The 23,745-nt window shown below is 49.6% G+C and carries 22 protein-coding genes; 11 read left to right on the top strand and 11 right to left on the bottom strand.

The annotated features are described in order from the left end of the window. Nucleotides 1-152 precede the first annotated feature (152 nt). Nucleotides 153-1,952, bottom strand: a complete 1,800-nt coding sequence (locus ACTHR7_RS01055) for a peptidoglycan DD-metalloendopeptidase family protein (RefSeq protein ID WP_070646769.1) — start codon at nucleotides 1,950-1,952, stop codon at nucleotides 153-155. 174 nt (nucleotides 1,953-2,126) lie between these two features. Here ACTHR7_RS01055 and ACTHR7_RS01050 point away from each other — a divergent pair, with 174 nt between their 5' ends. From ACTHR7_RS01050 to ACTHR7_RS01020, 7 genes are all read left to right on the top strand, one after another. After that, entirely contained in the window at nucleotides 2,127-2,672 is a 546-nt protein-coding gene (locus tag ACTHR7_RS01050) for a CreA family protein (RefSeq protein ID WP_315038458.1), read from the top strand. A 27-nt stretch (nucleotides 2,673-2,699) separates the two neighbouring features. Then, complete coding sequence (locus ACTHR7_RS01045) at nucleotides 2,700-3,248, top strand: YqgE/AlgH family protein (protein ID WP_070630885.1); 549 nt, start codon at nucleotides 2,700-2,702, stop codon at nucleotides 3,246-3,248. Further along, nucleotides 3,241-3,696, top strand: a complete 456-nt coding sequence (gene ruvX, locus ACTHR7_RS01040) for a Holliday junction resolvase RuvX (RefSeq protein ID WP_440370167.1) — start codon at nucleotides 3,241-3,243, stop codon at nucleotides 3,694-3,696. The genes ACTHR7_RS01045 and ruvX overlap by 8 nt, the downstream gene beginning before the upstream one ends. A gap of 163 nt (nucleotides 3,697-3,859) precedes the next feature. After that, nucleotides 3,860-4,282, top strand: coding sequence for a YidB family protein (locus ACTHR7_RS01035; protein WP_003684921.1), 423 nt, complete (start codon nucleotides 3,860-3,862; stop codon nucleotides 4,280-4,282). A 149-nt stretch (nucleotides 4,283-4,431) separates the two neighbouring features. Continuing rightward, a complete protein-coding gene (locus ACTHR7_RS01030) occupies nucleotides 4,432-4,980 on the top strand; it encodes a carboxymuconolactone decarboxylase family protein (protein WP_003685141.1) in 549 nt (182 codons plus the stop codon). A 125-nt stretch (nucleotides 4,981-5,105) separates the two neighbouring features. Continuing rightward, nucleotides 5,106-6,197 carry an acyl-CoA dehydrogenase family protein gene (locus ACTHR7_RS01025; protein WP_107867508.1) on the top strand — a complete coding sequence of 364 codons (1,092 nt, stop codon included), beginning with the start codon at nucleotides 5,106-5,108 and terminating at the stop codon, nucleotides 6,195-6,197. Between the two features lie 84 nt (nucleotides 6,198-6,281). Continuing rightward, a complete protein-coding gene (locus ACTHR7_RS01020; protein WP_070748201.1) occupies nucleotides 6,282-6,452 on the top strand; it encodes a rubredoxin in 171 nt (56 codons plus the stop codon). A 47-nt stretch (nucleotides 6,453-6,499) separates the two neighbouring features. Here the strand turns inward: ACTHR7_RS01020 and dapC are convergent, their stop codons facing one another. From dapC to ACTHR7_RS01000, 4 genes are all read right to left on the bottom strand, one after another. Further along, the gene (gene dapC / locus ACTHR7_RS01015) at nucleotides 6,500-7,690 is read right to left on the bottom strand and encodes a succinyldiaminopimelate transaminase (protein WP_293204416.1); all 1,191 of its coding nucleotides are present in this window, start codon (nucleotides 7,688-7,690) and stop codon (nucleotides 6,500-6,502) included. Between the two features lie 120 nt (nucleotides 7,691-7,810). Beyond that, the gene (locus ACTHR7_RS01010) at nucleotides 7,811-8,983 is read right to left on the bottom strand and encodes an NAD(P)H-dependent flavin oxidoreductase (protein ID WP_107867510.1); all 1,173 of its coding nucleotides are present in this window, start codon (nucleotides 8,981-8,983) and stop codon (nucleotides 7,811-7,813) included. A gap of 340 nt (nucleotides 8,984-9,323) precedes the next feature. Next, nucleotides 9,324-10,004, bottom strand: a complete 681-nt coding sequence (locus ACTHR7_RS01005; protein WP_440370166.1) for an OmpA family protein — start codon at nucleotides 10,002-10,004, stop codon at nucleotides 9,324-9,326. 217 nt (nucleotides 10,005-10,221) lie between these two features. Continuing rightward, the gene (locus ACTHR7_RS01000) at nucleotides 10,222-11,097 is read right to left on the bottom strand and encodes a YoaK family protein (protein WP_440370195.1); all 876 of its coding nucleotides are present in this window, start codon (nucleotides 11,095-11,097) and stop codon (nucleotides 10,222-10,224) included. A 162-nt stretch (nucleotides 11,098-11,259) separates the two neighbouring features. On the opposite strand from ACTHR7_RS01000, the gene ACTHR7_RS00995 reads away from it, so the two are divergent. The 3 genes from ACTHR7_RS00995 to ileS all read left to right on the top strand — a co-directional run bounded on the left by ACTHR7_RS00995 (nucleotide 11,260) and on the right by ileS (nucleotide 15,630). Next, the gene (locus ACTHR7_RS00995) at nucleotides 11,260-11,649 is read left to right on the top strand and encodes a hypothetical protein (protein ID WP_049331430.1); all 390 of its coding nucleotides are present in this window, start codon (nucleotides 11,260-11,262) and stop codon (nucleotides 11,647-11,649) included. A gap of 123 nt (nucleotides 11,650-11,772) precedes the next feature. After that, the gene (gene ribF, locus ACTHR7_RS00990; RefSeq protein ID WP_070461603.1) at nucleotides 11,773-12,699 is read left to right on the top strand and encodes a bifunctional riboflavin kinase/FAD synthetase; all 927 of its coding nucleotides are present in this window, start codon (nucleotides 11,773-11,775) and stop codon (nucleotides 12,697-12,699) included. Between the two features lie 138 nt (nucleotides 12,700-12,837). Continuing rightward, nucleotides 12,838-15,630, top strand: coding sequence for an isoleucine--tRNA ligase (gene ileS, locus ACTHR7_RS00985; RefSeq protein ID WP_440370165.1), 2,793 nt, complete (start codon nucleotides 12,838-12,840; stop codon nucleotides 15,628-15,630). 361 nt (nucleotides 15,631-15,991) lie between these two features. Here ileS and ACTHR7_RS00980 read toward each other — a convergent pair whose 3' ends face one another. The 3 genes from ACTHR7_RS00980 to ACTHR7_RS00970 form a co-directional block, all read right to left on the bottom strand. Next, nucleotides 15,992-16,399, bottom strand: a complete 408-nt coding sequence (locus ACTHR7_RS00980; protein WP_070461602.1) for an MliC family protein — start codon at nucleotides 16,397-16,399, stop codon at nucleotides 15,992-15,994. 241 nt (nucleotides 16,400-16,640) lie between these two features. Then, nucleotides 16,641-16,766: a type B 50S ribosomal protein L36 gene (gene ykgO / locus ACTHR7_RS00975; RefSeq protein ID WP_003685279.1), complete on the bottom strand. Its 126-nt coding sequence runs from the start codon at nucleotides 16,764-16,766 to the stop codon at nucleotides 16,641-16,643. Then, nucleotides 16,766-17,041: a type B 50S ribosomal protein L31 gene (locus ACTHR7_RS00970; protein WP_004464264.1), complete on the bottom strand. Its 276-nt coding sequence runs from the start codon at nucleotides 17,039-17,041 to the stop codon at nucleotides 16,766-16,768. The genes ykgO and ACTHR7_RS00970 overlap by 1 nt, the downstream gene beginning before the upstream one ends. Before the next feature lie 173 nt (nucleotides 17,042-17,214). Between ACTHR7_RS00970 and ACTHR7_RS00965 the strand changes: the two genes are divergently transcribed. After that, nucleotides 17,215-18,711: a TrkH family potassium uptake protein gene (locus ACTHR7_RS00965; RefSeq protein ID WP_107867513.1), complete on the top strand. Its 1,497-nt coding sequence runs from the start codon at nucleotides 17,215-17,217 to the stop codon at nucleotides 18,709-18,711. Between the two features lie 54 nt (nucleotides 18,712-18,765). On the opposite strand, the gene galU is transcribed toward ACTHR7_RS00965, so the two are convergent. The 3 genes from galU to ACTHR7_RS00950 all read right to left on the bottom strand — a co-directional run bounded on the left by galU (nucleotide 18,766) and on the right by ACTHR7_RS00950 (nucleotide 23,633). Beyond that, entirely contained in the window at nucleotides 18,766-19,629 is an 864-nt protein-coding gene (gene galU / locus ACTHR7_RS00960; protein ID WP_070712029.1) for a UTP--glucose-1-phosphate uridylyltransferase GalU, read from the bottom strand. Nucleotides 19,630-19,756: 127 nt separating this feature from the next. Then, complete coding sequence (ligA, locus tag ACTHR7_RS00955; RefSeq protein ID WP_293204392.1) at nucleotides 19,757-22,225, bottom strand: NAD-dependent DNA ligase LigA; 2,469 nt, start codon at nucleotides 22,223-22,225, stop codon at nucleotides 19,757-19,759. A 139-nt stretch (nucleotides 22,226-22,364) separates the two neighbouring features. Further along, nucleotides 22,365-23,633 (bottom strand): cell division protein ZipA C-terminal FtsZ-binding domain-containing protein, encoded by a 1,269-nt coding sequence (locus ACTHR7_RS00950; protein ID WP_440370164.1) that lies wholly within the window; start codon nucleotides 23,631-23,633, stop codon nucleotides 22,365-22,367. Between the last annotated feature and the right edge of the window lie 112 nt (nucleotides 23,634-23,745).

Genomic DNA, 23,745 nt, shown 5'->3' with positions numbered 1-23,745 from the left:
CTTTATGTGATTTAAACGCTTGGAACAATAAGTTTAAGGTAAAAGTTTGTTGTTTAATGTGCTGAACAGGCGTGAAAATCGTGTTTTATTGTAGTTTATGATGAAAATTCAGGCGGCCTGAAGGGGAAAGCCCACTCAGGCCGTCTGAAACATCAGTTAATCCATGAAAGCGGATTCATGACTTGTCCGTTGTAGCGGACTTCAAGGTAAAGGCCGGTTTCGCCCGACGGCAAAGTGCCGCTGGTGCCAATCTTGCTGCCGGCATTGACGGCGTAGTTTTGGGCGATGTCGATTTCGTTCAGGCCGGAGTAAATGCTGACATAGCCGTCGCCGTGGTCGAGGACAACTACTTTGCCGTAGCCTTCAAGCTCGCCGGCAAAAGTAACCGTGCCTGAGGCAATGCTGCTGACCGGAGCAGGAACGGTATTGTAGAACACGCCTTTCCAAACTTCGCCATCGCCGCGGTCTTGACCGAACAGGCCTGCCAGTGTGCCGTTGACCGGTTTTTTCAGACGGCCTTGCATACGGCTGAAGCTGTTGGCGTTGCTGACGGTAAAGCCTTGGGTGTTCGGGGCTTGCAGTTTCATGTCTTCGTCAGTCAGCGTGGACATGGCGGCGCGTTCGGCTTCGGCTTTTTGTTGGGCGGCAGCCTGCTCTTTGCGGGCTTTTTCGGCGGCGGCCAAACGGGCTTCTGCGGCTTTTTTACGTGCTTCGGCTTCGGCTTTGCGTTGCTCGGCTTTGCGTTTTTCCAAATCTTTCAAGAGATTGTTGAGGCGCTGCTCGTTTTCTCTGTGGTTGATTTTCTTTTGCGCTTCCTTGGCCATTTGCGCGTTTTGACGGCGGCTTTCGGCTTGTTCGGCGGTATTGGTTACGCCTTGTTGACGCAATGAAGCCTGAATATTGGCTTGCAGTTTTTTCAGGTAGGCCAATTCATTGTTGATTTTTTGCTCTTGCGCTGCCAGCTCTTTCTGTTGTTTTTCCAAGTCTCTCATGACTTGGTCGTTGGCGTTGTTGATATAACGCGTGTAACGCAGAAAGCGGGTTTTTTGACCGGCATCGGCGTTTTTCAGGAAGAGGGCGACCGCGTTGGGCTGGCTGTTTTTATAGTTGCCGGACACAAAGCGCGAAATTTGGGCGCGCGTGTTGGACACTTCGGCTTTCAACTGGTTGGCATCGGCATTGAGTTTTTGGAATTTTTCCCATGCGTCGCGTTGTTTGCGGTTGATGCCGGAGAGGTTGTTGCGTGTTTGTTGCAGCTGTTTGAGCGTGGCATTGACATGGATAATGAAACCCTCGTTGCGTTTGGCAAAGGATTTCTTGGTTTCCATGTCGTTGGCAGCGGCAGTTACGGCTGCTTTGAAATCGTTGTCGGCTGAAGAAGTGGCTTTGGGCTCAACTTTAGGCTCGGCTTTTTTGTTTTGCTCTTTGGCTTTTGTGTCTTTTTTGTCGTCAACAGCTTTTTTAGCAGGTTCTTTGGCTTTGGTTTCCTTAGGTTCTTCTTTTTTTACGGGTTCTTTGGCTTTGCTGTCTTTTTTATCTTCAGCAGTTTTTTTGTCTTGTTCTTTGGCTTTGCCGGATTTTGCAGCTGCGGCTTTTTTGTCTTTTGCTGTTTCTTTAGGCTCTTCGGCTTTACGGTTGGCCTTTTTATTGTCGGCAGCGGATTCGGCGGCTTTAGCCGTTTTGTTTTTGGCTGAAGCGCGTTCGTTTTTGTCGGCGGTTTCCTTCTCTTTGGCAGCTTTGGCTTTAACCGCTTTTTTGTCTTCCTCTTTTTCTTTTACCGCTTGTTTTTTTGAGGTTTCTTTTTTTACATCTGCCTTAGCAGCTTCTTTCTCTTTTTTTACGGGCGCAGCTTTTTTGACGGCAGCCGCTTTTTCTTTCGGCGCGTCTTTGGCAGCATAGGTTGGCAGGGAGAAACTGAGCAACAGGGCGAGAATGAGGGGTTTGTAACGCATGGTTCGATCTTGCTATCAAAGTAGGAACAATAGGACGGATTATACTGTCTGTCAGGCCGTCTGAAAATAATATCGGGTTGCAATATGGACGAACGGTCTTATATAGTAACGATAGAGTAGGCGGACGTGATTTAAGTCTGCCTGGAAACTGACAGTCTGCATCGACAGGATATTATGAAAAAATATTTATTAGTAGTGTTGGGCGCCATGGTTTTGGCGGCTTGCGGTGACAATACCGATAAAATCGGGCGCGCCAGTACGGTGTTTCATATGCTGGGTAAAAACGACCGTATTGAAGTGGAAGGTTTTGACGATCCTGATGTGCAGGGGGTGGCCTGTTATATTTCGTACGCGAAAAAAGGCGGTTTGAAAGAAACGGTCAATCTGGAAGAAGATGCCAGCGACGCATCGGTTTCCTGCGTGCAAAGTGCGGAAGTCATCCGTTATAACGAGGCTGCGGTTTTGAAACCGCGACAAGTGTTCAAACGCAGTGCCAGCATAGCATTTAAGAGCCAGCAGATTATCCGCTACTACGACCCGAAACGTAAGTCTTTTGCTTATTTGGTGTACAGCGATAAAATCGTTCAAGGCTCGCCGAAAAACTCTTTGAGCGCGGTATCGTGTTTTGCCCATGCGAAAACTGATGCGCCGGTACCGGCAGGCGGCGCGGTTTACGGTGCATGCGTGGTGGATGCGCCGGTTGCCGACGGACAAAAATAATAAAATCAGCTTATAGATTAAAAGAATATGAATTTAGCCAACCATTTCCTGATTGCCATGCCTCATATGGACGATCCGTTTTTTACGGATACGGTCATTTATGTGTGCGAACACGATGAAGAAGGTGCGCTGGGCATCATCATCAACAAGCCTTCGCCGATTACTATGGACATGATTTTCGCCGCCGCCGACCGCAATATCCCGTTGCGCCTGCAACATGAAAACGTGATGATGGGCGGGCCGGTTCAGATTGAGCGCGGCTATGTCGTGCATACGCCGATCGGCCGCTGGCAAAACAGCATGGTGGTAACCGATAACGTCGCGCTGACTTCTTCGCGCGATGTGATTGAAAACTTGTCTAAAGAAGGTGCGGTGGATAAGGCTTTGATCAGTATTGGTTATTCGAAATGGAGCAAAGGGCAGTTGGAGCGCGAGCTGGCAGAAAATGTTTGGCTGACCGTTCCTGCGGACGAGCATATCCTGTTTGATGTGCCTTACGAACTCCGTTATGCCGCTGCTTTTGAAAAATTGGGTGTCAATCCGAACGCCTTGGTTTCAGGAGTCGGCCATGCCTGATACACCAAAAGGCACGGTTTTGGCTTTTGATTTCGGCGAGGCGCGTATCGGCGTGGCGCAGGGCGAGGCAGAGCTGGGTATGAGTCATCCGCTGGCGACGGTAACCGGCAACAGCAATGATGAAAAATTCGAGGCCATTGCTAAGCTGGTCAAAGAATGGCAACCCAAGTATTTTGTGGTCGGACTGCCGACGCATACCGATGGCACGGAACATGAGCTGACCCGTTTGAGCCGCAAATTTGGCCGCCGTTTGCACGGACGTTTTAATTTGCCGGTTTATTGGGTGGACGAAAGGATGTCTTCCTTATACGCGGAAAGCCTACTTGCGGAAGCCCAAGTATTTGGCCGAAAACAAAAATCCGTGCTTGACCAAGTAGCGGCGCAGGCGATTTTGCAAGGCTTTTTTGAAGGCGGAGCGGCCGAGTATTTCAATGGCCGCGAAGAATAGCATTATTCATTATAAAGGCCGTCTGAAACCAGGTTTCAGACGGCCTTTGTTTTGTTACGGCTTTGGGATAAAAGAAGTTTAGTTTGGTTAAGCCTGATTTTTTTCAGTGCAAATTTTGCTACACTCCGTTCTCTTTTTTAGACACAAATACAAGGAAAAAGTCATGGCACTCATGGACAATCTTTTGAATGCGGCTACTCAAATGTTGGGTGGCAACAGCGAAAACGGCGCACAAGGTTCTCTGACCGATATGGCGATGGATTTGGTGAAACAGCAAGGCGGCGTGGGCAACCTGATCAACCAACTGCAACAAGGCGGTTTGGGCGATGCCCTGAGCAGCTGGGTTTCCAACCAATCCAGCAACCTGCCAGTGTCCGGCAGCGACCTGCAAAATGCTTTGGGCAGCGATACGGTAAACCAAATCGCGCAAAAATTCGGTGTGGATGCCGGTCAAGCAGGCGATTTGTTGGCAAAAGTGTTGCCAGACTTGGTCGATAAAGCCACACCTAACGGCACGGCTCAAGATGCGGATGGCTTCGGCTTGGACGACATTGCTTCTATGCTGCTGAAAAACTTTATGAAATAATGAGTTGAATCATTTGATAAGGCCGTCTGAATCCGTTCAGACGGCCTTATAACTTTTGGTTCGCGGTAAATAACCAATAAGTCTTTTTCTGATGGAGGCGGATGGCTTATGATGGTCGCTTCATTTCACCAGATAAGAAGGTTATACACATGTCCCGCTTGACCATACACACAGTTGAAACCGCTCCTGAAGCTGCTAAACCACGCATTGAAGCCGTATTGAAAAACAATGGCTTTATTCCTAACCTGATCGGCGTTTTGGCCAATGCGCCTGAAGCTTTGGCGTTTTATCAAGAAGTTGGCAAGCTGAATGCGGCCAACAGCCTGACTGACGGCGAAGTTGAAGTTGTTCAAATCATCGCCGCCCGTACTAATGAATGCGGTTTCTGCGTTGCCGGCCACACCAAACTGGCTACCTTGAAAAAACTGCTGTCCGAACAATCCATCAAAGCCGCACGCGCATTGGCTGCAGGCGAGTTTGACGATGCCAAACTGGGTGCTTTGGCGACATTCACCCAAGCCGTTATGGCGAAAAAAGGCGCAGTATCCGACGACGAGCTGAAAGCTTTCTTCGATGCAGGCTACAACCAACAGCAAGCCGTTGAAGTCGTCATGGGCGTTGCTTTGGCAACCTTGTGCAACTACGTCAACAACCTTGCCAAAACTGAGATCAACCCTGAATTGCAGGCATTTGCCTAATCCCATCAAAGGCCGTCTGAAAATTCAGACGGCCTTTTAGTAAAAAGCAAGGGATATCCTTGTTACCAAGAATAATTCATGAGTAGAACCATCTACGCTTCAAACCTTATTCAGAGGAAAAAATCATGACACGCGAAGCTTTACTGAACAATGTTGCCGAACTCGTTAAAAGCAAGCTGAAACCATCGGTAGACGACATCGACCGCAAAGGCCTGTACCCGAAAGAATTTATGCTGGAATTGGGCAAAATCGGCGGTTTTGCCGCAACCGGTACGGTTGAAGAAGGCGGCAATGGTTTGGGTTTGGCAACGCAAATCGCCGTATTGCGCGAAATCGGTAAAGAATGCGGCGCGACGTCGTTCAGCGCATGGTGTCAGGCAGCTTGCGCGTGGTATCTGCACCAATCGCCTAATCAAGCGGTTAAAGACAAATATTTTGCCGATATTCTGCAGGGTAAAGTTTTGGCCGGTACGGGCATGTCCAATACCGTCAAACACCTTGCCGGCATTGAAAAACACAACCTGCAAGCCGAGCGCGTAGAGGGCGGCTACAAAGTCAACGGCGCTTTGCCTTGGGTATCTAATATCGGTGAAGACCATATTTGGGCGAATACCGCCCAAGTTGGCGACAGCTATGTGATGTTTATTACCGGCGGTCAATGGGAAGGCGTTACCCTGCAAGATTGCCCTGAATTCTGCGGTTTGGAAGGCACGCGCACTTACAGCCTGAATTTTAAAGACGTGTTTATTCCGGATGAAGATGTGATTGCTGCGCCTGAGCAGTTCCAGTCTTATATCCCGACCATTAAAGCCGGTTTCATCTTGCTGCAAATAGGTATCGGCGCCGGTGTGATTGACGGTGCGCTCGGCATTATCCGCATGGCCAATGTGGTGAACGCAGAAGTGAACTCATACCTCGACCACAGCTACGATGATTTGAAAGCTGCGTTGGACGGCGCATGGGCGGAAACCGAACGCCTTGCCGATGATGCGTGGAACAATAAACCTGACACGCTGGCAACCTTGAAACTGCGTGAAGCGGCTGCCGTATTGGCATTGAACGCCACTCAATCTGCTGCATTGCATGCAGGCGCGAAAGGTTATCTGATGCGCAGTCCGGCGCAACGCCGCGTCCGCGAGGCCATGTTCGTCGCCATCGTAACACCGGCCATCAAACATCTGCGTAAAGAAATCGACGCTTTGGAAGCAGCTCAATAAATTCAAAATATCAACAATAAAACACACGAAAGGCCGTCTGAAAATACGGTTTCAGACGGCCTTTTAAAATAGAAGGAACACAAAATGGCTCAATATATGTGCGGCCCTTGCGGCTGGATTTACGACGAAGATGTCGGCGACCCCGAACACGGCCTGCCGGCAGGTACCAAGTTTGAAGACATCCCCGACGACTGGAAATGCCCTGAATGCGGCGTAGGCAAAGAAGATTTTTATCTGTTGGATTTCGTGATATAACTTGGTAGATTTAAAAAGGCCGTCTGAAATTTCAGACGGCCTTTGTTTTATCGGCGGTATAAAGCAACCATGGTTTCAGCCGCTTTGACGCAGCTTTCCACATCGGCAACCAGAGCGATGCGGACGTAGCCTTCGCCCGGATTGCCTTGTTCGGTATCGCGGGCGAGGAATCGGCCGGGCAACACTTGGATAGCGGCTTTCTGCCACAGGTTGCGCGTAAATGCCAAGTCGTCGCCATCGGGAACTTTCAGCCAAATGTAGAACGACGCGTCAGGCAGTTTGACATCGAATGCCTGTTGCAAAATAGGGATGACGCGGTCGAATTTTTCTTGGTAGAGGCGGCGGTTGTCAATGACGTGTTCTTCATCGTTCCAAGCAGCAATGCTGGCGCGTTGTACGGGAATGCTCATCGCGCTGCCATGGTAGGTGCGGTAGAGTAGGAAGTTTTTGAGTAACTCGGCATCGCCTGCGACAAAGCCGGAACGCAAACCGGGGACATTGGAGCGTTTGGACAGACTGGTGAACATAATAATGTTGCGCGTGCCGCGTCCTAATTGCGCCGCAGCCTGCAAGCCGCCGATCGGCTTGTTGCCGTCAAAATAGATTTCGGAATAGCATTCGTCAGAGGCAATAACGAAGCCGTATTTGTCTTGCAAATCAAAAATTTCTTTCCAGTCTTCTAATTGCAGGACGCTGCCGCTCGGATTATTTGGCGAGCAGACGATCAGGACTTTGGTGCGCTGCCACACGTCTTCGGGCAGGCTGCTCCAATCGGGATTGAAGCTGGGCGCAGGACAGTTGGCAAAATGGATTTCACCGCCGCCCAAAATAGTTGCGCCTTCGTAAATTTGATAGAAAGGATTGGGGCTGATAACGACCGGTTTGGGGCCGTCTGAAGCCGGATTTAAAACGGTTTGGATAAAAGAGAACAAAGCTTCCCGGCTGCCCAATACGGGCAGGATTTCATTATCGGGATTGAGGCTCAAACCATCATAACGGCGGGCAACCCATTCGGTGCAGGCTTGGCGCAGTTCGGGCAGGCCTGCGGTCAGCGGATATTTTTCCAGTTCGTGCAGGGAGGCGGTCAGCGCGTCGGTGATGACTTTGGGCGTCGGATGTTTCGGCTCGCCGATTTGCAGATGAATGGGCGTAATGCCTTCGGGTGCATCAATGCCTTGCATGGCTTCACGCAGGCGGGCGAAAGGATAGGGTTTGAGATGGTTTAATAATGGGTTCATGATGTTTCTGCCGATAAATTAAGGCAATAATCTTAGCATTTTTTAGATGGATTGGGACAAAAAGGCCGTCTGAAAACAGGGTTTAAATGTTTTCAGACGGCCTTTTGAATATTGATGTGTTTATTTGGCAGGGATGACGGGCAGGGAACCGTTCAAGAGATAATGAATGGTTTCTTGAACCGTACGGATGGCGTTGCCAAAAGGCAGCGGGTCTTTACCACGGAAAAACAGGCCTTTATCGACTTCGCCGCGGAATGCCGCGGAAAGTTGGATGTCGATACAGAATTGACCGGCTTTGGCCAAACCGTCGCGCAAACCGCAGCTGGTCAGGCAGTTCAGGCCTTGTGTGCAACGGCGCGGATCGTTTTTGGCATTGGCTTGCAATTTGGCCTCGCGTTTGATGTAGTTGTCGAGGAATTTGGTGCGCACGCCGCGTGCAGGCAAACCGGCAACAGACATGAATTCAACCACTTTTTCGGTTTCCGCACCGGCCAGCGTTTTCTTGAAGTTGATGTGGGCATCGCCTTCTTCGGTTACGGCAAATGCGGTACCGATTTGAACGGCGGACGCGCCCCAGTTTTTCAAGGCTGTTTTGACTTTTTCAAAGTTTGCCATGCCGCCGGCGAGTACCAACGGGATTTTTTCGCTTTCCAAGCCCAAGTTTTTGAATACTTCAAATGTTTCTTCAATAACGCGTTTGAACTCGAATTTGGCATCGTTCACGCCGTCAACGGTTGCCGCACCCAAGTGGCCGGCTGCGTGGGCAGGGTGTTCGATAACGATGGCATCGGGCAAGATGCCTTTTTTCATCCAACGTTTCAAAACGATATTGATACCGCGTGACTCGGACAAAATAGGGAAAAGGGCGACATCTTTGTGGTAGCCCTCGGCCATTTCAGGCAGATCCAAAGGCAAACCTGCACCCATCACAATCGCGTCTGCGCCGGATTCGCAGGCCTGACGGACGTAGGCGGCATGGTCTTTTACGGCTTTCATGACGTTGACGGCAATCATGCCTTTGCCTTCTGAATCGGCTTTGGCTTTTTTGATTTCACGGTCAAGCGCGATGCAGTTGAGGCGGGTGTATTTTTCTTCGCTGGAATCGATTTTTGATTCGGCCAGCAAATCTTCGTGCAAGTGGCGCAAATCGACGCTGGCGATGGTACCCACGCCGTTTTCGCGCGCAACCGCGCTGGAGAGTTTTGATGCGGAAACGCCTACACCCATACCGCCTTGTACAACGGGAATCAGTGATTTGCCACGGATAATCAATGGGTCAAAGTTGTTTTGCATGGATGCTCCTTCATAGATTCTGGATGGTGCCGTCTGAAATCCTATGAAATGGATTGGATAACGGACTGATGTGTATATAAATAAGTGTGTTTTTCGCCGCCGTTTTTCAGACGGCATGAGGCGTGTTTTTAAAATTTTAGGAATTATACTCTAAGTTAATGTAAAAATTAGAGTATTAATACAGTTTTTTTGAAGGAAAAATTGAAAAGTCTTGTTAATAAAGGAATAAATTTTATGATGCGTTGGATTGAGGGGGAGAAATTGCAAACAAAATCTACAAAGAAAAAGGCTGTCTAAAATTTCAGACGGCCTTAAGTATGGGAATCAGACGGATGTCAGATTACATTTGTTTTTTAGCAGCATCAATGGCGCGTTGATCAGGGTTGATCAAGATTTCAACGCGGCGGTTTTGTGCGCGGCCTTCAACAGTAGCGTTGGAGGCGATTGGTTGACGGGAGCCGTAACCGAAAGTGCTCAAACGGGTGCTGCTTACGCCACGGGATTGCAGGAAGGTAGCGACAGATTCGGCGCGGTTGCGAGACAATGGCTCGTTGATGGCGTCGTTACCGGTGTTGTCGGTGTGGCCGTTGATGGTCAAAGTCGTATCAGGATATTGAACCAAAGTTTGCGCGGCAGCAGACAAGGCGCTTTGAGCATGGCCGCTCAGGGCAGCGCTGCCGGTAGCGAAGGTTACGTTTTCAGGCATAACCAGTTTGATTTGGTTGCCTTGACGTTCAACTTCGATGTTGGTGTTGGCCAGGCTTTGACGCAGTTTTTTCTCTTGGTAGTCCATGTAACCGCCGATACCGGCACCTACTGCACCACAAGCCAATGCGGAGTTACGCACGCCTTTGCCACCGTGGGTCAGTGCGCCGACGATGCCGCAAACAGCGGCACCGCCCAATCCGTACATAGCGGTTTTGCTGGCGGATTGTTGGCCGGTAACAGGATCGGTCACACAGCCGGTAAGTGCCAAAGGAATTGCAGTAGCAATAACGGTCAGGGGTTTCAAGAATTTCATGTCGTATCCTCTTTTTAGATGACGGCTTAAGCCGTCTGAAAAAATGAATAAAAACTGCGTGGGTCATTACGAATTAATGATACCGAATATCTGAAACGCAAAAGAACGGGTTTAACCCGATATTACGCAAATATTTGCCAGTTAACATAATACTGAAACATTTCTGCATTTTTCTGACTATTTGGTTGTTTTGCAGTCAGATGAAAAGTAAGTTTCTTTACGATTTTTTCCGGTTTTTCTTTTTACGGCGATACCAGCTGACAAATGCCCATTTCAATCTGACTTTGACATCGTATCCCACCGAGCCTGCACCCAGTATGAGCAAAACGGCGGAAACGGGCAGGGCGAAATGATGGCCGACCAGATGATAACCCCATGCGCCAACCACGCCGCCCAGCAAAAACGACAGCATCAAGCCGCTTAAAAGCCACATTTTCGGTTTGTTGACGTGGATGTGCGGCAGGCGCGGATGATGCTGTTTGGAGTAATAAAGCGCGCGTGAAATTTCAATGCCCAAGTCGGTCGCCGTACCGGTCATGTGGGTGGAGCGGATGGCGCCGCCGGAAAGAAGCGTGATAACCGTATTGTGCATACCCATAATAAAACACAATAAAAACAATGCCAAAGACGGCATAATAAAATCAGAGCCACCAAAATCCCATTCCATCGCGGCAATACCGAACCAACCGAATATCAACAGATAAACTGCTTCCAGCCACATGGAAAAACCAAAGCTGCCACGGAAACGCATTTGCTGCGTCCACAAAATCACCCAGCCCGAATGCGCGGCTCCGGCAACAAAACACAACACGCTGATTGTGGCAATAATGGCCACACTCCACTCTTGAAGATACAAAACATCTGCCAACAGCGACATTGAGCCGGTAACGTGGGAGGTATAACGTGAGAATGCGAAGTAACCGCCGGCATTAATCGCACCGGCAAGAAAGGCCATGATGTAGCCCAGCCGTCTGAAACGGGCATCGGAAATATTGTGTTCGTGCAGATACGGGCGGTCTGCCTGCCAAAACGGCGGCGTGTGTTGCCTATGGTGGCGCGGTCGGTAAGAGTGGGGCCGTTTGTCGTCGTTCATTGGATTGAGGGTAGGAGCGAGCATTTATATTGGGTGTATTTTATATGCAACTGCCTGCTGCCAAGAACAAATAATATGAAAGTGTCCCCAAGTTGCCACACTTGCCCATTACAAGATGAGGGCGTACATTAATAGCTATACATGACTATAAGGAAACATCCGATGAATCCTATCCGCCTGACTTTATTGATTGGTGCTGCCGCATTACTTGCCGCCTGCGCCACCACGCCTGAGCAAAAAGCCGCACGCGCCCAAGCGCAGAAACGCTATGAGCAGGATCTTCAAGTACATCTTGCTGCCCAATGCGATCAGGAGACTGCCGCGCTGATCCGCCGCAAATTTGACGAAGAAGGCAAACCCGGTGCCGCAACTGCGGAACAAAAAGCCTTCCGCCTCAAATATATCGACAAAGTTTCCGATCCGATGTTCCAAGCCTGCTACAAAATGGCATGGCAAAACTATATTTCTCAAGAACAGCTGCGCGAAGCCCGTTACTATCGTTATTACGACGATTGGGGCTATCCGTTTGGCCGTTATCCTTGGTGGTGGTAAGGTATTAACAAACTTTAGGGCCGTCTGAAAGCATATATTTATTGGTTTCAGACGGCCTAAGGTTTATTGAAACGGCAATAACGTTTACAATAGCCGCCTATTCAAACACAATACCCACCACCCATGAACATCTGGCTTGGACAGCGACACGCGCCCAAATTTCCTCAAGGAGCCGCCGTAACCATCGGCAACTTCGACGGCGTACACCTCGGGCACAAACACATTCTACAAAAACTCAAACGAGAGGCAGACCAGCGCGGTCTGCCTGTTGTCGTTGTTGTTTTTGAGCCTCAGCCCAAAGAATTTTTTGCGCGCAAAGCCGGGAAAAAGCTGCCTTACCGCATCAGCCCGCTACGTACCAAATTGCGCCTTTTGCGTGAAACCGGCTGTGTGGATGCCGTTTGGGTCTTGCGTTTCAACCAAGCTTTCTCCGATATGAGCGCACAAGCGTTTATCGACCAGCTTTTGCGCCAAACGCTCAACACGCGTTATTTGTTGATTGGCGACGATTTCCGTTTCGGTGCCGGCCGTGAAGGCTGTTTTGAACTCTTGGCTCAACAGCCCGATATGCAAACCGAGCGCACGCCGTCTGTTATCGTTGAAGACATCCGCACCAGCAGTACCGCCGTCCGCCAAGCCCTTTCAGACGGCAAGTTGGAATACGCCAAAAGACTGTTGGGCCATGATTACGTTTTAAGCGGAAAGGTCAAACATGGACAAAAACTCGGCCGCACCATCAATGCGCCTACCGCCAATGTCCAGCTTCCTCCGTATCATTATGCGCTAAGCGGCGTATTTGTCGTTGAGGCAGACGGCACATTCGGCACGCGCCGAGGCGTTGCCAGCTTTGGTTTTAACCCTACTGTCAGCAACAACCGCTCGCAAAAACTGGAAGTCCATCTGTTCGATTTCAACGGCGATTTGTACGGCCAACGCATCTTCGTCCGCTTCCTGCACAAACTGCGTGACGAGAAAAAATTTGAGAGTATCGAAGCATTGAAAACCCAAATTTTGCAAGATATGGAAGATGCGAGGGTTTGGGAAGCATAGAAACGCTTCTAGAAGCTTATAAAATCAAGACAATTGGGCTACAATAAGTCCTTTGAATTTTTTCAGACGGCCTGTTCTTTTTAAAATGAGCAATCAGGCCGTCTGAAACCGAAATACCGCAACAATAGAGATCAAAAAATGACCGATTACAGTAAAACCGTAAACCTGCTCGAGAGCCCGTTTCCAATGCGCGGCAATCTTGCCAAGCGCGAGCCTGCATGGCTGAAAAGCTGGTACGAGCAAAAACGCTACCAAAAACTGCGCGAAATCGCCAAAGGCCGTCCGAAATTCATTCTGCACGACGGTCCTCCGTATGCCAACGGCGACATCCACATCGGTCATGCCGTCAATAAAATTCTCAAAGACATCATTATCCGCAGCAAAACCCAAGCCGGTTTTGATGCGCCTTATGTACCGGGTTGGGACTGCCACGGTTTGCCTATCGAAGTAATGGTAGAAAAACTGCACGGTAAAGACATGCCGAAAGCCCGTTTCCGCGAATTGTGCCGCGAATATGCCGCCGAACAGATTGCCCGTCAGAAAAAAGACTTTATCCGCCTAGGCGTGTTGGGTGACTGGGACAATCCTTATCTGACCATGGATTTCAAAACCGAAGCCGATACTGTACGTATGCTCGGCGAAATCTACAAATCCGGTTATCTCTACCGCGGCGCGAAACCGGTTCAATTCTGCTTGGACTGCGGCTCTTCTCTGGCTGAAGCGGAAGTGGAATACAAAGACAAAGTATCGCCTGCGATTGACGTCGGCTATCCGTTTAAAGACACTGCCGCGCTTGCCGCCGCATTCGGTTTGTCCGGCATCGAAGGCAACGCGTTTGCCGTTATTTGGACAACTACGCCTTGGACTTTGCCTGCGAGTCAAGCTGTTTCAGCTGGTGCAGACGTGGTGTATCAACTGATTGATACGCCTAAAGGCAAATTGGTATTGGCCAAAGATTTGGCAGAAGATGCGCTCAAACGTTACGGCTTTGCTTCAGACGACCTGAAAGTATTGGCAGAAACCACAGGCGACAAGCTGGAAAACCTGCACATGAATCATCCGTTCCTCGAACGCGATATTCCCATGCTCAACGGCGACCACGTTACCACCGATGCTGGTACCGGCTTGGTGCATACTGCGCCTGCGCATGGTCTGGAAGACTACGCTGTCTGCAATAAATACGGCATTGAGCTTTACAACCCTGTAAATGCCGAAGGCAAATACATCAGCGAAACCCCTCGTGTTGCTGGCATGCGCGTTTGGGAAGCCAACCCCGTCATCCTGCAATGGTTGGAAGAAACCGGCAACCTTTTGGCAAGCAGTAAAATCGAACACAGCTACGCACACTGCTGGCGTCACAAAACGCCGTTGATTTACCGTGCGACCGGCCAATGGTTTGTCGGTATGGACAAAGCCGGTGCAGACGGTAAAACCTTGCGCGACAAAGCTATCAAAGCCGTTGATGACACCGAATTCTTCCCGTCATGGGGTCGTGCGCGTTTAGAAGCCATGATTGAAGGCCGTCCTGACTGGGTGGTTTCACGCCAACGCTATTGGGGCACGCCGATGACTTTCTTTGTTCACAAAGAGACCGGTGAATTGCATCCAAACTCTGCCGAGTTGTTGGAAAAAGTTGCCCAAAAAATCGAAGGAAAAGGTATCGAAGCGTGGTTCTCTCTTGATAAGAGCGAACTCTTGAGCGCGGAAGATTGTGAAAATTACGACAAACTTTCCGACACGATGGACGTATGGTTCGACTCCGGCTCGACCCATTATTCCGTCTTGAAACAACGCGAAGAATTGGAATGGCCGGCTGACTTGTACCTTGAAGGCAGCGACCAACACCGCGGCTGGTTCCAATCGTCTATGTTGACCGGTTGTGCCTCATCAATGGGCCGTGCGCCATACAAACAGCTGTTGACCCACGGTTTCGTAGTTGACCAAAACGGCCGCAAAATGTCGAAATCCATCGGCAACGTCGTCGCGCCGCAAGAAGTTTACAACGAATTCGGCGCAGACATCCTGCGTCTGTGGGCGGCATCCACCGATTACAGCGGCGAATTGGCGATTTCCAAAGAAATCCTCAAACGCGTAACTGAAAGCTACCGCCGTATCCGCAATACCTTGAGCTTCCTGTTTGCCAACCTCAGCGACTTCAATCCTATTGAAGATGCTGTGCAACAGGCAGATATGGTGGAAATCGACCGCTACGCCGTGGTATTGGCACGCCAGCTGCAAGAGCGTCTGGCAGGCGATTACTATCCGCGTTATGCCTTCCACTTCGCCGTGAAAGACATTGTTTCTTTCTGCTCGGAAGACTTGGGCGCGTTCTACCTCGATATCCTGAAAGACCGCCTCTACACCACCAAAGCAGACAGCCATGCACGCCGCAGTGCGCAAACTGCCCTGTATCACATCACACGCAGTTTGGTTCTGCTGATTGCGCCGATTTTGTGCTTTACCGGTGAGGAAGCATGGGACATCATCGGTGGCGGCGAAGAAGACAGCGTCCTCTTCCATACATGGCATGAGTTTCCATCTATCAATGAAAAAGCCGAAGCCGAATTGGTGAAAAAATGGACGGCGATCCGCGAAGCACGCGAAGCGGTAACTGCCGCCATCGAGCCTTTGCGTACGGATAAAACTGTCGGTTCTTCATTGCAAGCCGAAACCGAAATTACGGCTCCGGAAGAAATTGCCGACTATCTGAACACTTTGGGCGAAGAATTGCGTTTTGCTTTGCTGGTGTCTAAAGCTGAAGTGAAAGTAGGTAATGAACTTGCTGTAACCGCTAAAGCCAGCGATGGTGAAAAATGCGAACGCTGCTGGCACTACACCCACGATGTAGGCGCAGTTGCAGGCCATGAAACCATCTGTAAACGTTGTGCCGACAACGTTGACGGCAAAGGCGAAGACAGACATTACGCTTAATGGTTTGGTCTAAATAAAGGCCGTCTGAAAACTTTGGAAATAGGTTTTCAGACGGCCTTTGTTTTCGTATAGCGAATAGATTTTGAAGGGTAATTGGGATTTGTAGTTTTGATAAATAGATATAGTCAGTATAGGTATAGTGGATTTGACGTATATTGAGAAATATATTCTCGTAGAAAGCACTTTTCAAAGGGCCTTACTTATCCGTGGGGTATGGATGTATTTTGAACCTTCAAATAGCCTCATATTTACATTTTCTCATTGAACGGAAACTATATTTCTCTTTCGTTTTATCCAATATAAAAGGCCGTCTGAAACAAGTTTTCAGACGGCCTTTAGTTATTCTATTGCTTAGTAGAAATTAGCGGGCAGAGCAAGAAGTTTCTACTTTGTTGCCGTATGGGTCAGTGAAGCCGAAGAATGCTTCGCTGCCTTTTTGATGCCATTCAGCGCCTTTGCCGAACAGGCCTTGGTTGGCAACATAGCGTTCGCCTGAACCTGCAACGGCAGAAGACAGGGTGGCAACTTTGTCATCCAGACGCAGTTCAACTTGGTTGGTGCTCAGGTTGCGGACTTGTACAGACAGGCCGTTTTCGCAGCTGAATGATTGAACACGGCCATGGTTGTGCATGTCATGATGTTGGTGGCCATATTCGTGTGCATGATTGTGCTCATGACGTTGACCATGGTCATGGCGATGGGCTTCAGGTGCGGCGCAGGCAGCGAGGCTCATGGCGGCGGCAATTGCAAGCAGGGCTTTTACTTTCATTTTTGACTCCTATGGTCAGTGTTTAAGGAAGAATGTAGCGGCATGTTATAAATATCTTTATGGCTTCACAATAGGGATAACCATTATTTACTTTTTCTTCCTGTTTTCGGGAGTATGGCAGGATTCTTTGTAGTTTTGATATGAATGATTAATGCCGTTTGAAAAAAAGCCACACTTGCGCTAGAGGTAAACGAAAGTGCGGAAAATTCAGAGAGTTACATTGAAAGAAGGATAGAACAGCTTAACGCTGGCGTGCTTTAAAACGGGGATTGCTCTTGCAAATGACGTACACTTTGCCTTTTCGGCGGACAATTTGGCAGTCACGGTGTCGTTTTTTTGCAGTTTTCAGGGATGAGAGGACTTGCATCATTTATCCTTTCTGAAAGAAGACATCATGGATTGGTAACGTTGGTTGAACTTGCTGGCGCGGCCTTCGACATTAACGTTGCGTTGTTTGCCTGTGTATACGGGGTGGGATGCGGAAGAGGTATCAAGAGAGAAGAGGGGATACTCTACTCCGTCTTTCCAAACCATGGTTTTTCCGTGGGTATTGGCACATGAACGGATGAGCCATCCTTGGTCTGCACCGCTGTCGTAAAACAGGACGGTACGATAGTTGTCTGGGTGGATATCGGGTTTCATTTCTTTCTCCAGTGAGAGTTATAGTATAACATTATACTCTTAGAAAAAGAGCAGGCAAGTGTTTTTTGGTTTTTCTTTATCACGGGGTTGCGGCATTTTGATAAAATATGCGGTTTCAGACGGCTTTTTTTTCATGAGGCCGTCTGAATATTTTGTTTTCTGATGATAGGGATATGATGTATTTGCATAAGGGTTTCAGATTGGGTGGTGCGGTAAGTAAGGTTGTGCCGATTATCCATGTATTGTCCAAGCTGGGGCTGTTGTTTTCACTGCTGTTGGCTGTGCCGACACTGATGTCGTATTTTTATCACGACAGCGCGTTTTTCGTGTTTGCCTACACGGCTTTAACGGTATTGCTGGTGTCGTGCGTTACTTGGATGCTGACTTTGCGTTTCAACCGTGAATTGCGGCCGCGTGACGGATTTACCCTGGTATTGATGCTATGGCTGGCTTTTGCCGTCGTGGCGGCGATGCCGATTTATTTCTATATGCCGTCCATGAGTTTCACCGATGCGTTTTTTGAAGCGATGTCGGGGCTGACGACAACGGGGGCAACAGTGATTTCCGGCTTGGATACGCTGGATCCATCGGTCAATTTTTGGCGGCACATGCTCAACTGGCTTGGCGGTATGGGTATTATCGTGCTGGCTGTGGCGATTTTGCCGATGTTGGGCGTGGGGGGGACGCAGCTCTTCAAAGCGGAAATTCCGGGTATGGATAAGGAAAGCAAGATGGCTCCCCGTATTTCGCAAGTGGCCAAACGGCTGTGGTTTGCCTATGCGCTGACAACTGCTGCGGCTTTTGTATCCTTGCATATTGCCGGTATGGGTTGGTTTGATGCCTTGTGCCATGCGATGTCGGCAGTGGCCTTGGGCGGTTTTTCGACACATGATGACAGCGTTGCCTATTTTGATTCTGTGGCAGTCGAATGGACGTTGATGTTTTTTACTGTCTGGGGCGGTATCAATTTTGCCAGCCATTTTACTGCGCTGGGCAACCGCTCTTGGCGGGTGTATTGGAAGGATGAAGAATGCCGCACCATGCTGCTGGTTTTGTCGGGCAGTATTTTGATTTCGGCATTGTATCTGTGGCAGCAGGACGTGTACCAAAGCCTTGGCGAAGCTTTGCGTTTTGTCAGCTTCAACTTTGTGTCCATAGGATTGGCCAGCGGTTTTTCCAATACTGACTTTGCTCAATGGCCGCTGATTGTGTCGTTGTGGATGTTTTTCCTGTCGAACGTCTTGGCAAGCTCAGGCTCTATGGGGGGCGGTATTAAAAACGTGCGTGCGTTGGTATTGTTCAAATTCAGCTTGCGCGAAATGTTGATTTTGCTGCACCCGCGTGCGGTTCGTACGGTAAAGGTCAACAACCGTTCCATTCCGGATCGTATGGCGCTGACCGTCATGTCGTTTATCTTTATTTATTTTATGACGGTTATCGTATTCAGCTTTTTACTGATGGCGGCAGGCTTGGACTTTTTATCCGCCTTTACGGCAGTCATTGCTTGTATTACCAATGCAGGGCCGGGCTTGGGTGCAGTCGGTCCGTCGCATAATTATGCTGCGCTGAGCGATGTGCAGAAATGGCTATGTACGGCTGTGATGTTGTTGGGACGTTTGGAGATTTTTACTGTTTTAATTTTGTTTACTCCGGCGTATTGGAAGAAATAAGTGTGAGAAAAAGGCCGTCTGAAATTTCAGACGGCCTTTTTATAATGGCTGGGCTTAAGCGTATTGTTTGAGCAATTCTTTGAATTGTTCGCCAGTTTCAGGGTGTTTCAAACCATAAGCCACGGTTGCTTCAAGGTAACCCAATTTGCTGCCACAGTCGTAGCGTTTACCTTCAAACGCATGAGCTAAGACAAACTCATGGTCAAGCAGGCGGGCGATACCGTCTGTCAGTTGAATTTCGCCGCCGGCACCGCGAGGCAGGTTGGACAAGAAGTCAAAAATACGCGGAGTCAGGATATAGCGGCCGACAACAGCAAGGTTGGAAGGCGCTTCTTCCGGTTTGGGTTTTTCAACTATGTTGGTGATACGCTGATAGCTTTTCAGCTTTTCAACTTCAACGATACCGTAAGAGCCTGTTTGAGAAGGATCAACGGTTTCAACGCCTAAAATGCTGTTACCGCTTTGGTTGTACACATCAACCATCTGTTTCAACGCGCCTTTAGGCGTGTCAATCAAATCGTCTGCCAAAATAACGGCAAAAGGCTCGTTACCAACGGCAGCCTGCGCGCACAATACGGCATGACCCAAACCCAATGCTTCAGTTTGACGGATGTACATGCAGGTAATGTTGGGAGGCAGGATATCGCGAACGTGCTCCAACAGCTTGTCTTTTTGACGCAATTCCAATTCGGTTTCCAACTCGTATGCTTTATCGAAGTGGTCTTCGATACTGCGTTTGTTACGGCCGGTGATGAACACCATTTCAGTACAGCCGGCCTCAACCGCTTCTTCAACTGCATATTGAATCAGAGGTTTGTCTACGATAGGCAGCATTTCTTTGGGGCTGGCTTTGGTTGCAGGCAAGAAACGGGTGCCCATACCGGCAACGGGGAAGACGCATTTTTTAATGGGTTTCATATTATTATCCTATTTTAACTGTGGGTTTATACCCCAAAAAGTGTAAAGATGTAGTCGTATGTAATGATAATACCACATGATAAAGTATCAGACGGTCTGAAAAGGAGGATTAGTCATAGATACTGTCTTATCCCAGCAACGTCAGTAATTCTTCTTCGCTCAATACGGCCACGCCCAAAGTTTGGGCTTTTTCCAATTTACTGCCTGCGGCTTCTCCGGCGACAACGTAGTCGGTTTTTTTGGATACGCTGCCGGAAACTTTACCACCTGCAGCCTCAATCATGGCTTGGGCTTGGTCGCGTTTGAGCGTGGGTAAAGTCCCTGTTAATACAAAGGTTTTTCCTGCTATGGTCTCATTGATGCCGTCTGAAATCGTTTCATCTTGAAGATTAGATAGCGTTTGAGCAAAGAAAGTTTTCATATTTTCAAGCAGGGCTGCGTTTTGCGGTTTACTGCGCCATGTTTGCCAATCGACAGGCAATGCTTTGTCGGTTTGCAAACCTTCTATGTTTTGTCCGGCAAGCTCCCACAAGGCCAGCGCTTTGGTTTCGCTGATTTTAAAATCAGGCAGGCGGGCAATCCAGCGTTGCGGCTCGGCATGGCGCAACGGCGGGATAGTGACAGCCTGGCTTTGTGGGGCAACACCTACAGCCAGCAGCTCGTCTATCATTGCCTGTTGCGCTTCTTGGGCAAAAAAGTGGGCGATGGAGCGGGCAACCACCGTGCCGATATCGGGCAGGCAGGCGAGGATGGGTTCGGGGGCATGGCGGACGTGGTCGAGCGTACCGAATGCCTGCGCCAGCGTTTTGGCGGTGCGTTCACCGACGTGACGGATGCCGAGGGCAAAAAGGAAGCGCGCAAGTTCGGGCATTTTGCTGGCTTCTATGCCTGCAAGGATGTTTTCCGCCCATTTGGTCGGCTGTTTTTTACTGGTTTTGCTAAGCAGGGCATTGCCGGTCTCGCTTTCAAAGTCTTCAATATCACTGTTTGATGGTTCTTCCTCATTAGTCGATGCTTTATCCGCTGTTTCCTTCATTTTTTGCAGGGTTGGAATATCGAGGCGGTAGAGATCGGCGAAATGACGAACCAAATTTTGTGCGACCAGCTGCTCGATTTGTTTTTGTCCAAGTCCGTCGATGTCCATGGCTTTGCGTGAGGCAAAGTGGATTAAACCTTGCGCGCGTTGTGCTTGGCAAAGCATACCACCGCTGCATCGGGCAACCGCTTCGCCTTCTTCGCGTTCGATTTCGCTGCGGCAGATAGGGCAATGGGTAGGCAGGCGGTAGGGTTTGTGAAGCGGTTCGGCTTGTGTTTTAGAAGGTGTTTCGGCAAATAAATCGTCTTGCAGGCCGTCTGAAACAGCAATGTTGATCTCCTGCATTGGGCGGCGTTCAAAAATTACGCGCACCACCTCGGGAATCACGTCTCCGGCACGGCGCACGACAACTGTATCGCCAACGCGCACGTCTTTTCGAGATACTTCGTCCTGATTGTGCAGGGTGGCGTTGGTAACGGTAACGCCGCCGACGAATACAGGTTGCAGGCGGGCGACGGGGGTTACTGCACCGGTGCGCCCGATTTGTACATCAATGGCTTCGACAATGGTCAATGCTTCTTCGGCAGGGAATTTGTGGGCAATGGCCCAGCGCGGCGCACGGGAGATGAAGCCGAGTTCGCGTTGTTGTGCCAAGCTGTTGACTTTGACCACCATACCGTCGATTTCGTAGGGTAATGTAGGGCGTTTTTGCTGCATTTGCTCGTAAAACGCTAATACTTCGTTGATATTTTTGAAACAGCCGAAATTACCGTCAGGCAGGCTGAAGCCAAGCTCTTTACAGTAGCTCAGCTCTTGCAGGTGTTCTTCTGCGATAAAACCGCCTTGTTGTCGGGCGATGGAATAGGGGAAGAAATGCAGTTTGCGCTGTGCCGTAATGCGCGAATCGAGTTGGCGCAGACTGCCGGCGGCGGCATTGCGCGGATTGGCGAAAGGTTTTTGTCCGTTTTCAGCCTGTCGTGCGTTTAAAGCGGCAAAATCGGCTTTGAGCATCAGGACTTCGCCGCGTATTTCGATAAGCTCGGGGATATTTTCTCCATGCAGGCGAAGGGGGATGTTGGATACGGTTTTGACGTTTTGGGTAACGTCTTCACCTGTGGTGCCGTCGCCACGGGTTGCCGCTTGAGTCAATACGCCGTCGCGGTACAGCAGGCTGATGGCCAGACCGTCAAATTTAGGTTCGATAACGTATTCCGGTTTTTCTCCGTTTAATCCGCCACGAACGCGCTCATCGAAAGCATACATTTCGGCATGGTCAAAAACGCCATTTTTATCTTGTGGCGAGAAGGCGTTGGTCAGCGACAGCATCGGTACTTCGTGGCGTACTTCGGCAAAGCCTGCTAAAGGCTCGCCACCGACACGTTGGGTCGGGCTGTCGGGCAGTTTCAACTCAGGGTGATTCAGCTCCAATGCTTCAAGCTCGCGGAACAATTTGTCGTATTCGGCATCGGGTACGCTGGGCGCGTCTAGGGTGTAGTATTCGTAGGCGTAGCGGTTGAGGAGGTCGGTCAGGTATTTGATACGTTGTGCGGTCGGATTCATGAGCAATCGAAATAGAGTTTTCAGACGGCCTGATGATAGAGAGGCCGTCTGAAAATCGATGAATATTGAAGATGAAGGGATTTTACCTGAAAAAAGCGGATATGCCGTTATTGCATATCCGCTTTTTGTTTGGAAAAGTTTAGGAGAACAGGCGCAGGGCTTGTTTGCTGCCGGGTTTGATGCCGACTTTGAGCATTTCTTCCTGACGTGCCAAAACGTAGTTGCGTACGTCTTTGAGCCATTGGGTGGAAACTTCTTCCATTTGGTCGTTAACCAAATCCAAGCTGAGTTGGCCGGAGAGTTTGACTGCCAAGTCCATAAATTTGTCGAAAGTTTTTTCGCCGGCAGGAACATGCGGAATATCCAAAAGCATGCTGAAGCCGCGGTAGGCTTGGTTGTCCAACAGAGGATTGGTAAACGGTCTGTTGTCCAAAGTATGGATGGAGAACAATTGAGGATTGTTGTTGTCGCCGAAGTGGAACGCGCCGTCTTCACCGAATTTGAAGCCTGTATCTTCCACAGCGGCACGCAACTCTACGCCGCTGATGTTGGAATGGGAAACCAAGTGAATGGCGATGGTTTGGTCAACACGCGCACAGAATTGGTCTAGTGCTTGCGCGACTTCGGTGAACGCGTCCAAGTCGGTATGCAAAACTTTGCCGTCCATCAGTTGGGCAAAAGCATCAACCTGTTGGTCGAAGTGTTGCAACTCTTCACGTGCGGCCAAACCATTGCGGCTGACAGCTTGCAGGCCCATGACGAAGCCTTGGTAGTAAACGCCCGGAATCGGCTCGGCAACGCGGAAATGGTCGTCCATGGTGCAACCGATGATTTGGAAGCGGTGGGTAGCGGAAAGGCGCGGCAGGGCATGCAATTCTTGGGCTTGCTTCAGGGAGATGTAGGCCATGTAGTCGAAGCGCGGGTCAAACCAAGGCAGCTCGACTTGAGACAATTCGTCCAAGCTGATCAATGGTACTTGTGCCACAGGTTCGGCTGCGGTTTCTACCGGAGTGGAAGCGGCTTCGGCTGGGCTTACGGTCATTTCGTTGTTTAAGCCGATAACGGTGTGTTGGACTTTTTCTTCTGCAGAAAAGTCGTCTTCCACGGTCAGTTCGACGTCGGTTTTAAGTTGGGCAGGGTGGGCCAGTTTAGCTTTGGCCGCGTAGATTTCATCTTGCTCTTGCAGGTTGCGCAATGCCTCTTCGTTTTTTTTGTTTTTCTTGATAAACAAACCTTGGCCGCCGGTTTCTTTGCTGTCGCGGACGTGTTTGGTTTTGCTGGTCAAAAGTGCATCCTTATCGGAATGGCCGAATTGTTCGCGCACTTGTTTGCGGTATTGGTTTTCCTGGTACATGTTGTAACCGATGACCGCCAAAAGGGCGGCGAGGGCTAAGACGATGAAAATCATGGAGTAATCACTTTTTAAAAAGGCAGCATTCCGTCTTTTTCAGGGTGCGGAATCTTGCTGCGTGGGCAGTTCGTTGGAGCCGGACTTTATGCGTCCGAATGAATAGCTGAAT

Origin of the sequence: Neisseria sp. P0007.S010, assembly GCF_051962875.1 — a bacterium.
Classification (GTDB): domain Bacteria; phylum Pseudomonadota; class Gammaproteobacteria; order Burkholderiales; family Neisseriaceae; genus Neisseria; species Neisseria subflava_A.
The sequence above is the reverse complement of the archived record's forward strand: the minus strand, read 5'-3'. Positions and strand labels throughout refer to the sequence as shown.

Excerpts from the sequence above, each read along its gene's own strand:
- ACTHR7_RS00965 (WP_107867513.1), top strand. The coding sequence starts at position 17,215 with ATGATGTATTTGCATAAGGGTTTCAGATTGGGTGGTGCGGTAAGTAAG.
- ACTHR7_RS00995 (WP_049331430.1), top strand. The coding sequence starts at position 11,260 with ATGAATCCTATCCGCCTGACTTTATTGATTGGTGCTGCCGCATTACTT.
- galU (WP_070712029.1), bottom strand. The coding sequence starts at position 19,629 with ATGAAACCCATTAAAAAATGCGTCTTCCCCGTTGCCGGTATGGGCACC.
- ribF (WP_070461603.1), top strand. The coding sequence starts at position 11,773 with ATGAACATCTGGCTTGGACAGCGACACGCGCCCAAATTTCCTCAAGGA.
- ykgO (WP_003685279.1), bottom strand. The coding sequence starts at position 16,766 with ATGCAAGTCCTCTCATCCCTGAAAACTGCAAAAAAACGACACCGTGAC.
- ACTHR7_RS00980 (WP_070461602.1), bottom strand. The coding sequence starts at position 16,399 with ATGAAAGTAAAAGCCCTGCTTGCAATTGCCGCCGCCATGAGCCTCGCT.
- ligA (WP_293204392.1), bottom strand. The coding sequence starts at position 22,225 with ATGAATCCGACCGCACAACGTATCAAATACCTGACCGACCTCCTCAAC.
- ACTHR7_RS01000 (WP_440370195.1), bottom strand. The coding sequence starts at position 11,097 with ATGAACGACGACAAACGGCCCCACTCTTACCGACCGCGCCACCATAGG.
- ACTHR7_RS01030 (WP_003685141.1), top strand. The coding sequence starts at position 4,432 with ATGTCCCGCTTGACCATACACACAGTTGAAACCGCTCCTGAAGCTGCT.
- ACTHR7_RS01025 (WP_107867508.1), top strand. The coding sequence starts at position 5,106 with ATGACACGCGAAGCTTTACTGAACAATGTTGCCGAACTCGTTAAAAGC.
- ACTHR7_RS01045 (WP_070630885.1), top strand. The coding sequence starts at position 2,700 with ATGAATTTAGCCAACCATTTCCTGATTGCCATGCCTCATATGGACGAT.
- ACTHR7_RS01020 (WP_070748201.1), top strand. The coding sequence starts at position 6,282 with ATGGCTCAATATATGTGCGGCCCTTGCGGCTGGATTTACGACGAAGAT.
- ileS (WP_440370165.1), top strand. The coding sequence starts at position 12,838 with ATGACCGATTACAGTAAAACCGTAAACCTGCTCGAGAGCCCGTTTCCA.
- ACTHR7_RS01050 (WP_315038458.1), top strand. The coding sequence starts at position 2,127 with ATGAAAAAATATTTATTAGTAGTGTTGGGCGCCATGGTTTTGGCGGCT.
- ACTHR7_RS01055 (WP_070646769.1), bottom strand. The coding sequence starts at position 1,952 with ATGCGTTACAAACCCCTCATTCTCGCCCTGTTGCTCAGTTTCTCCCTG.
- ACTHR7_RS00970 (WP_004464264.1), bottom strand. The coding sequence starts at position 17,041 with ATGAAACCCGATATCCACCCAGACAACTATCGTACCGTCCTGTTTTAC.
- ACTHR7_RS00950 (WP_440370164.1), bottom strand. The coding sequence starts at position 23,633 with ATGATTTTCATCGTCTTAGCCCTCGCCGCCCTTTTGGCGGTCATCGGT.
- ACTHR7_RS01010 (WP_107867510.1), bottom strand. The coding sequence starts at position 8,983 with ATGCAAAACAACTTTGACCCATTGATTATCCGTGGCAAATCACTGATT.
- ruvX (WP_440370167.1), top strand. The coding sequence starts at position 3,241 with ATGCCTGATACACCAAAAGGCACGGTTTTGGCTTTTGATTTCGGCGAG.
- ACTHR7_RS01005 (WP_440370166.1), bottom strand. The coding sequence starts at position 10,004 with ATGAAATTCTTGAAACCCCTGACCGTTATTGCTACTGCAATTCCTTTG.
- dapC (WP_293204416.1), bottom strand. The coding sequence starts at position 7,690 with ATGAACCCATTATTAAACCATCTCAAACCCTATCCTTTCGCCCGCCTG.
- ACTHR7_RS01035 (WP_003684921.1), top strand. The coding sequence starts at position 3,860 with ATGGCACTCATGGACAATCTTTTGAATGCGGCTACTCAAATGTTGGGT.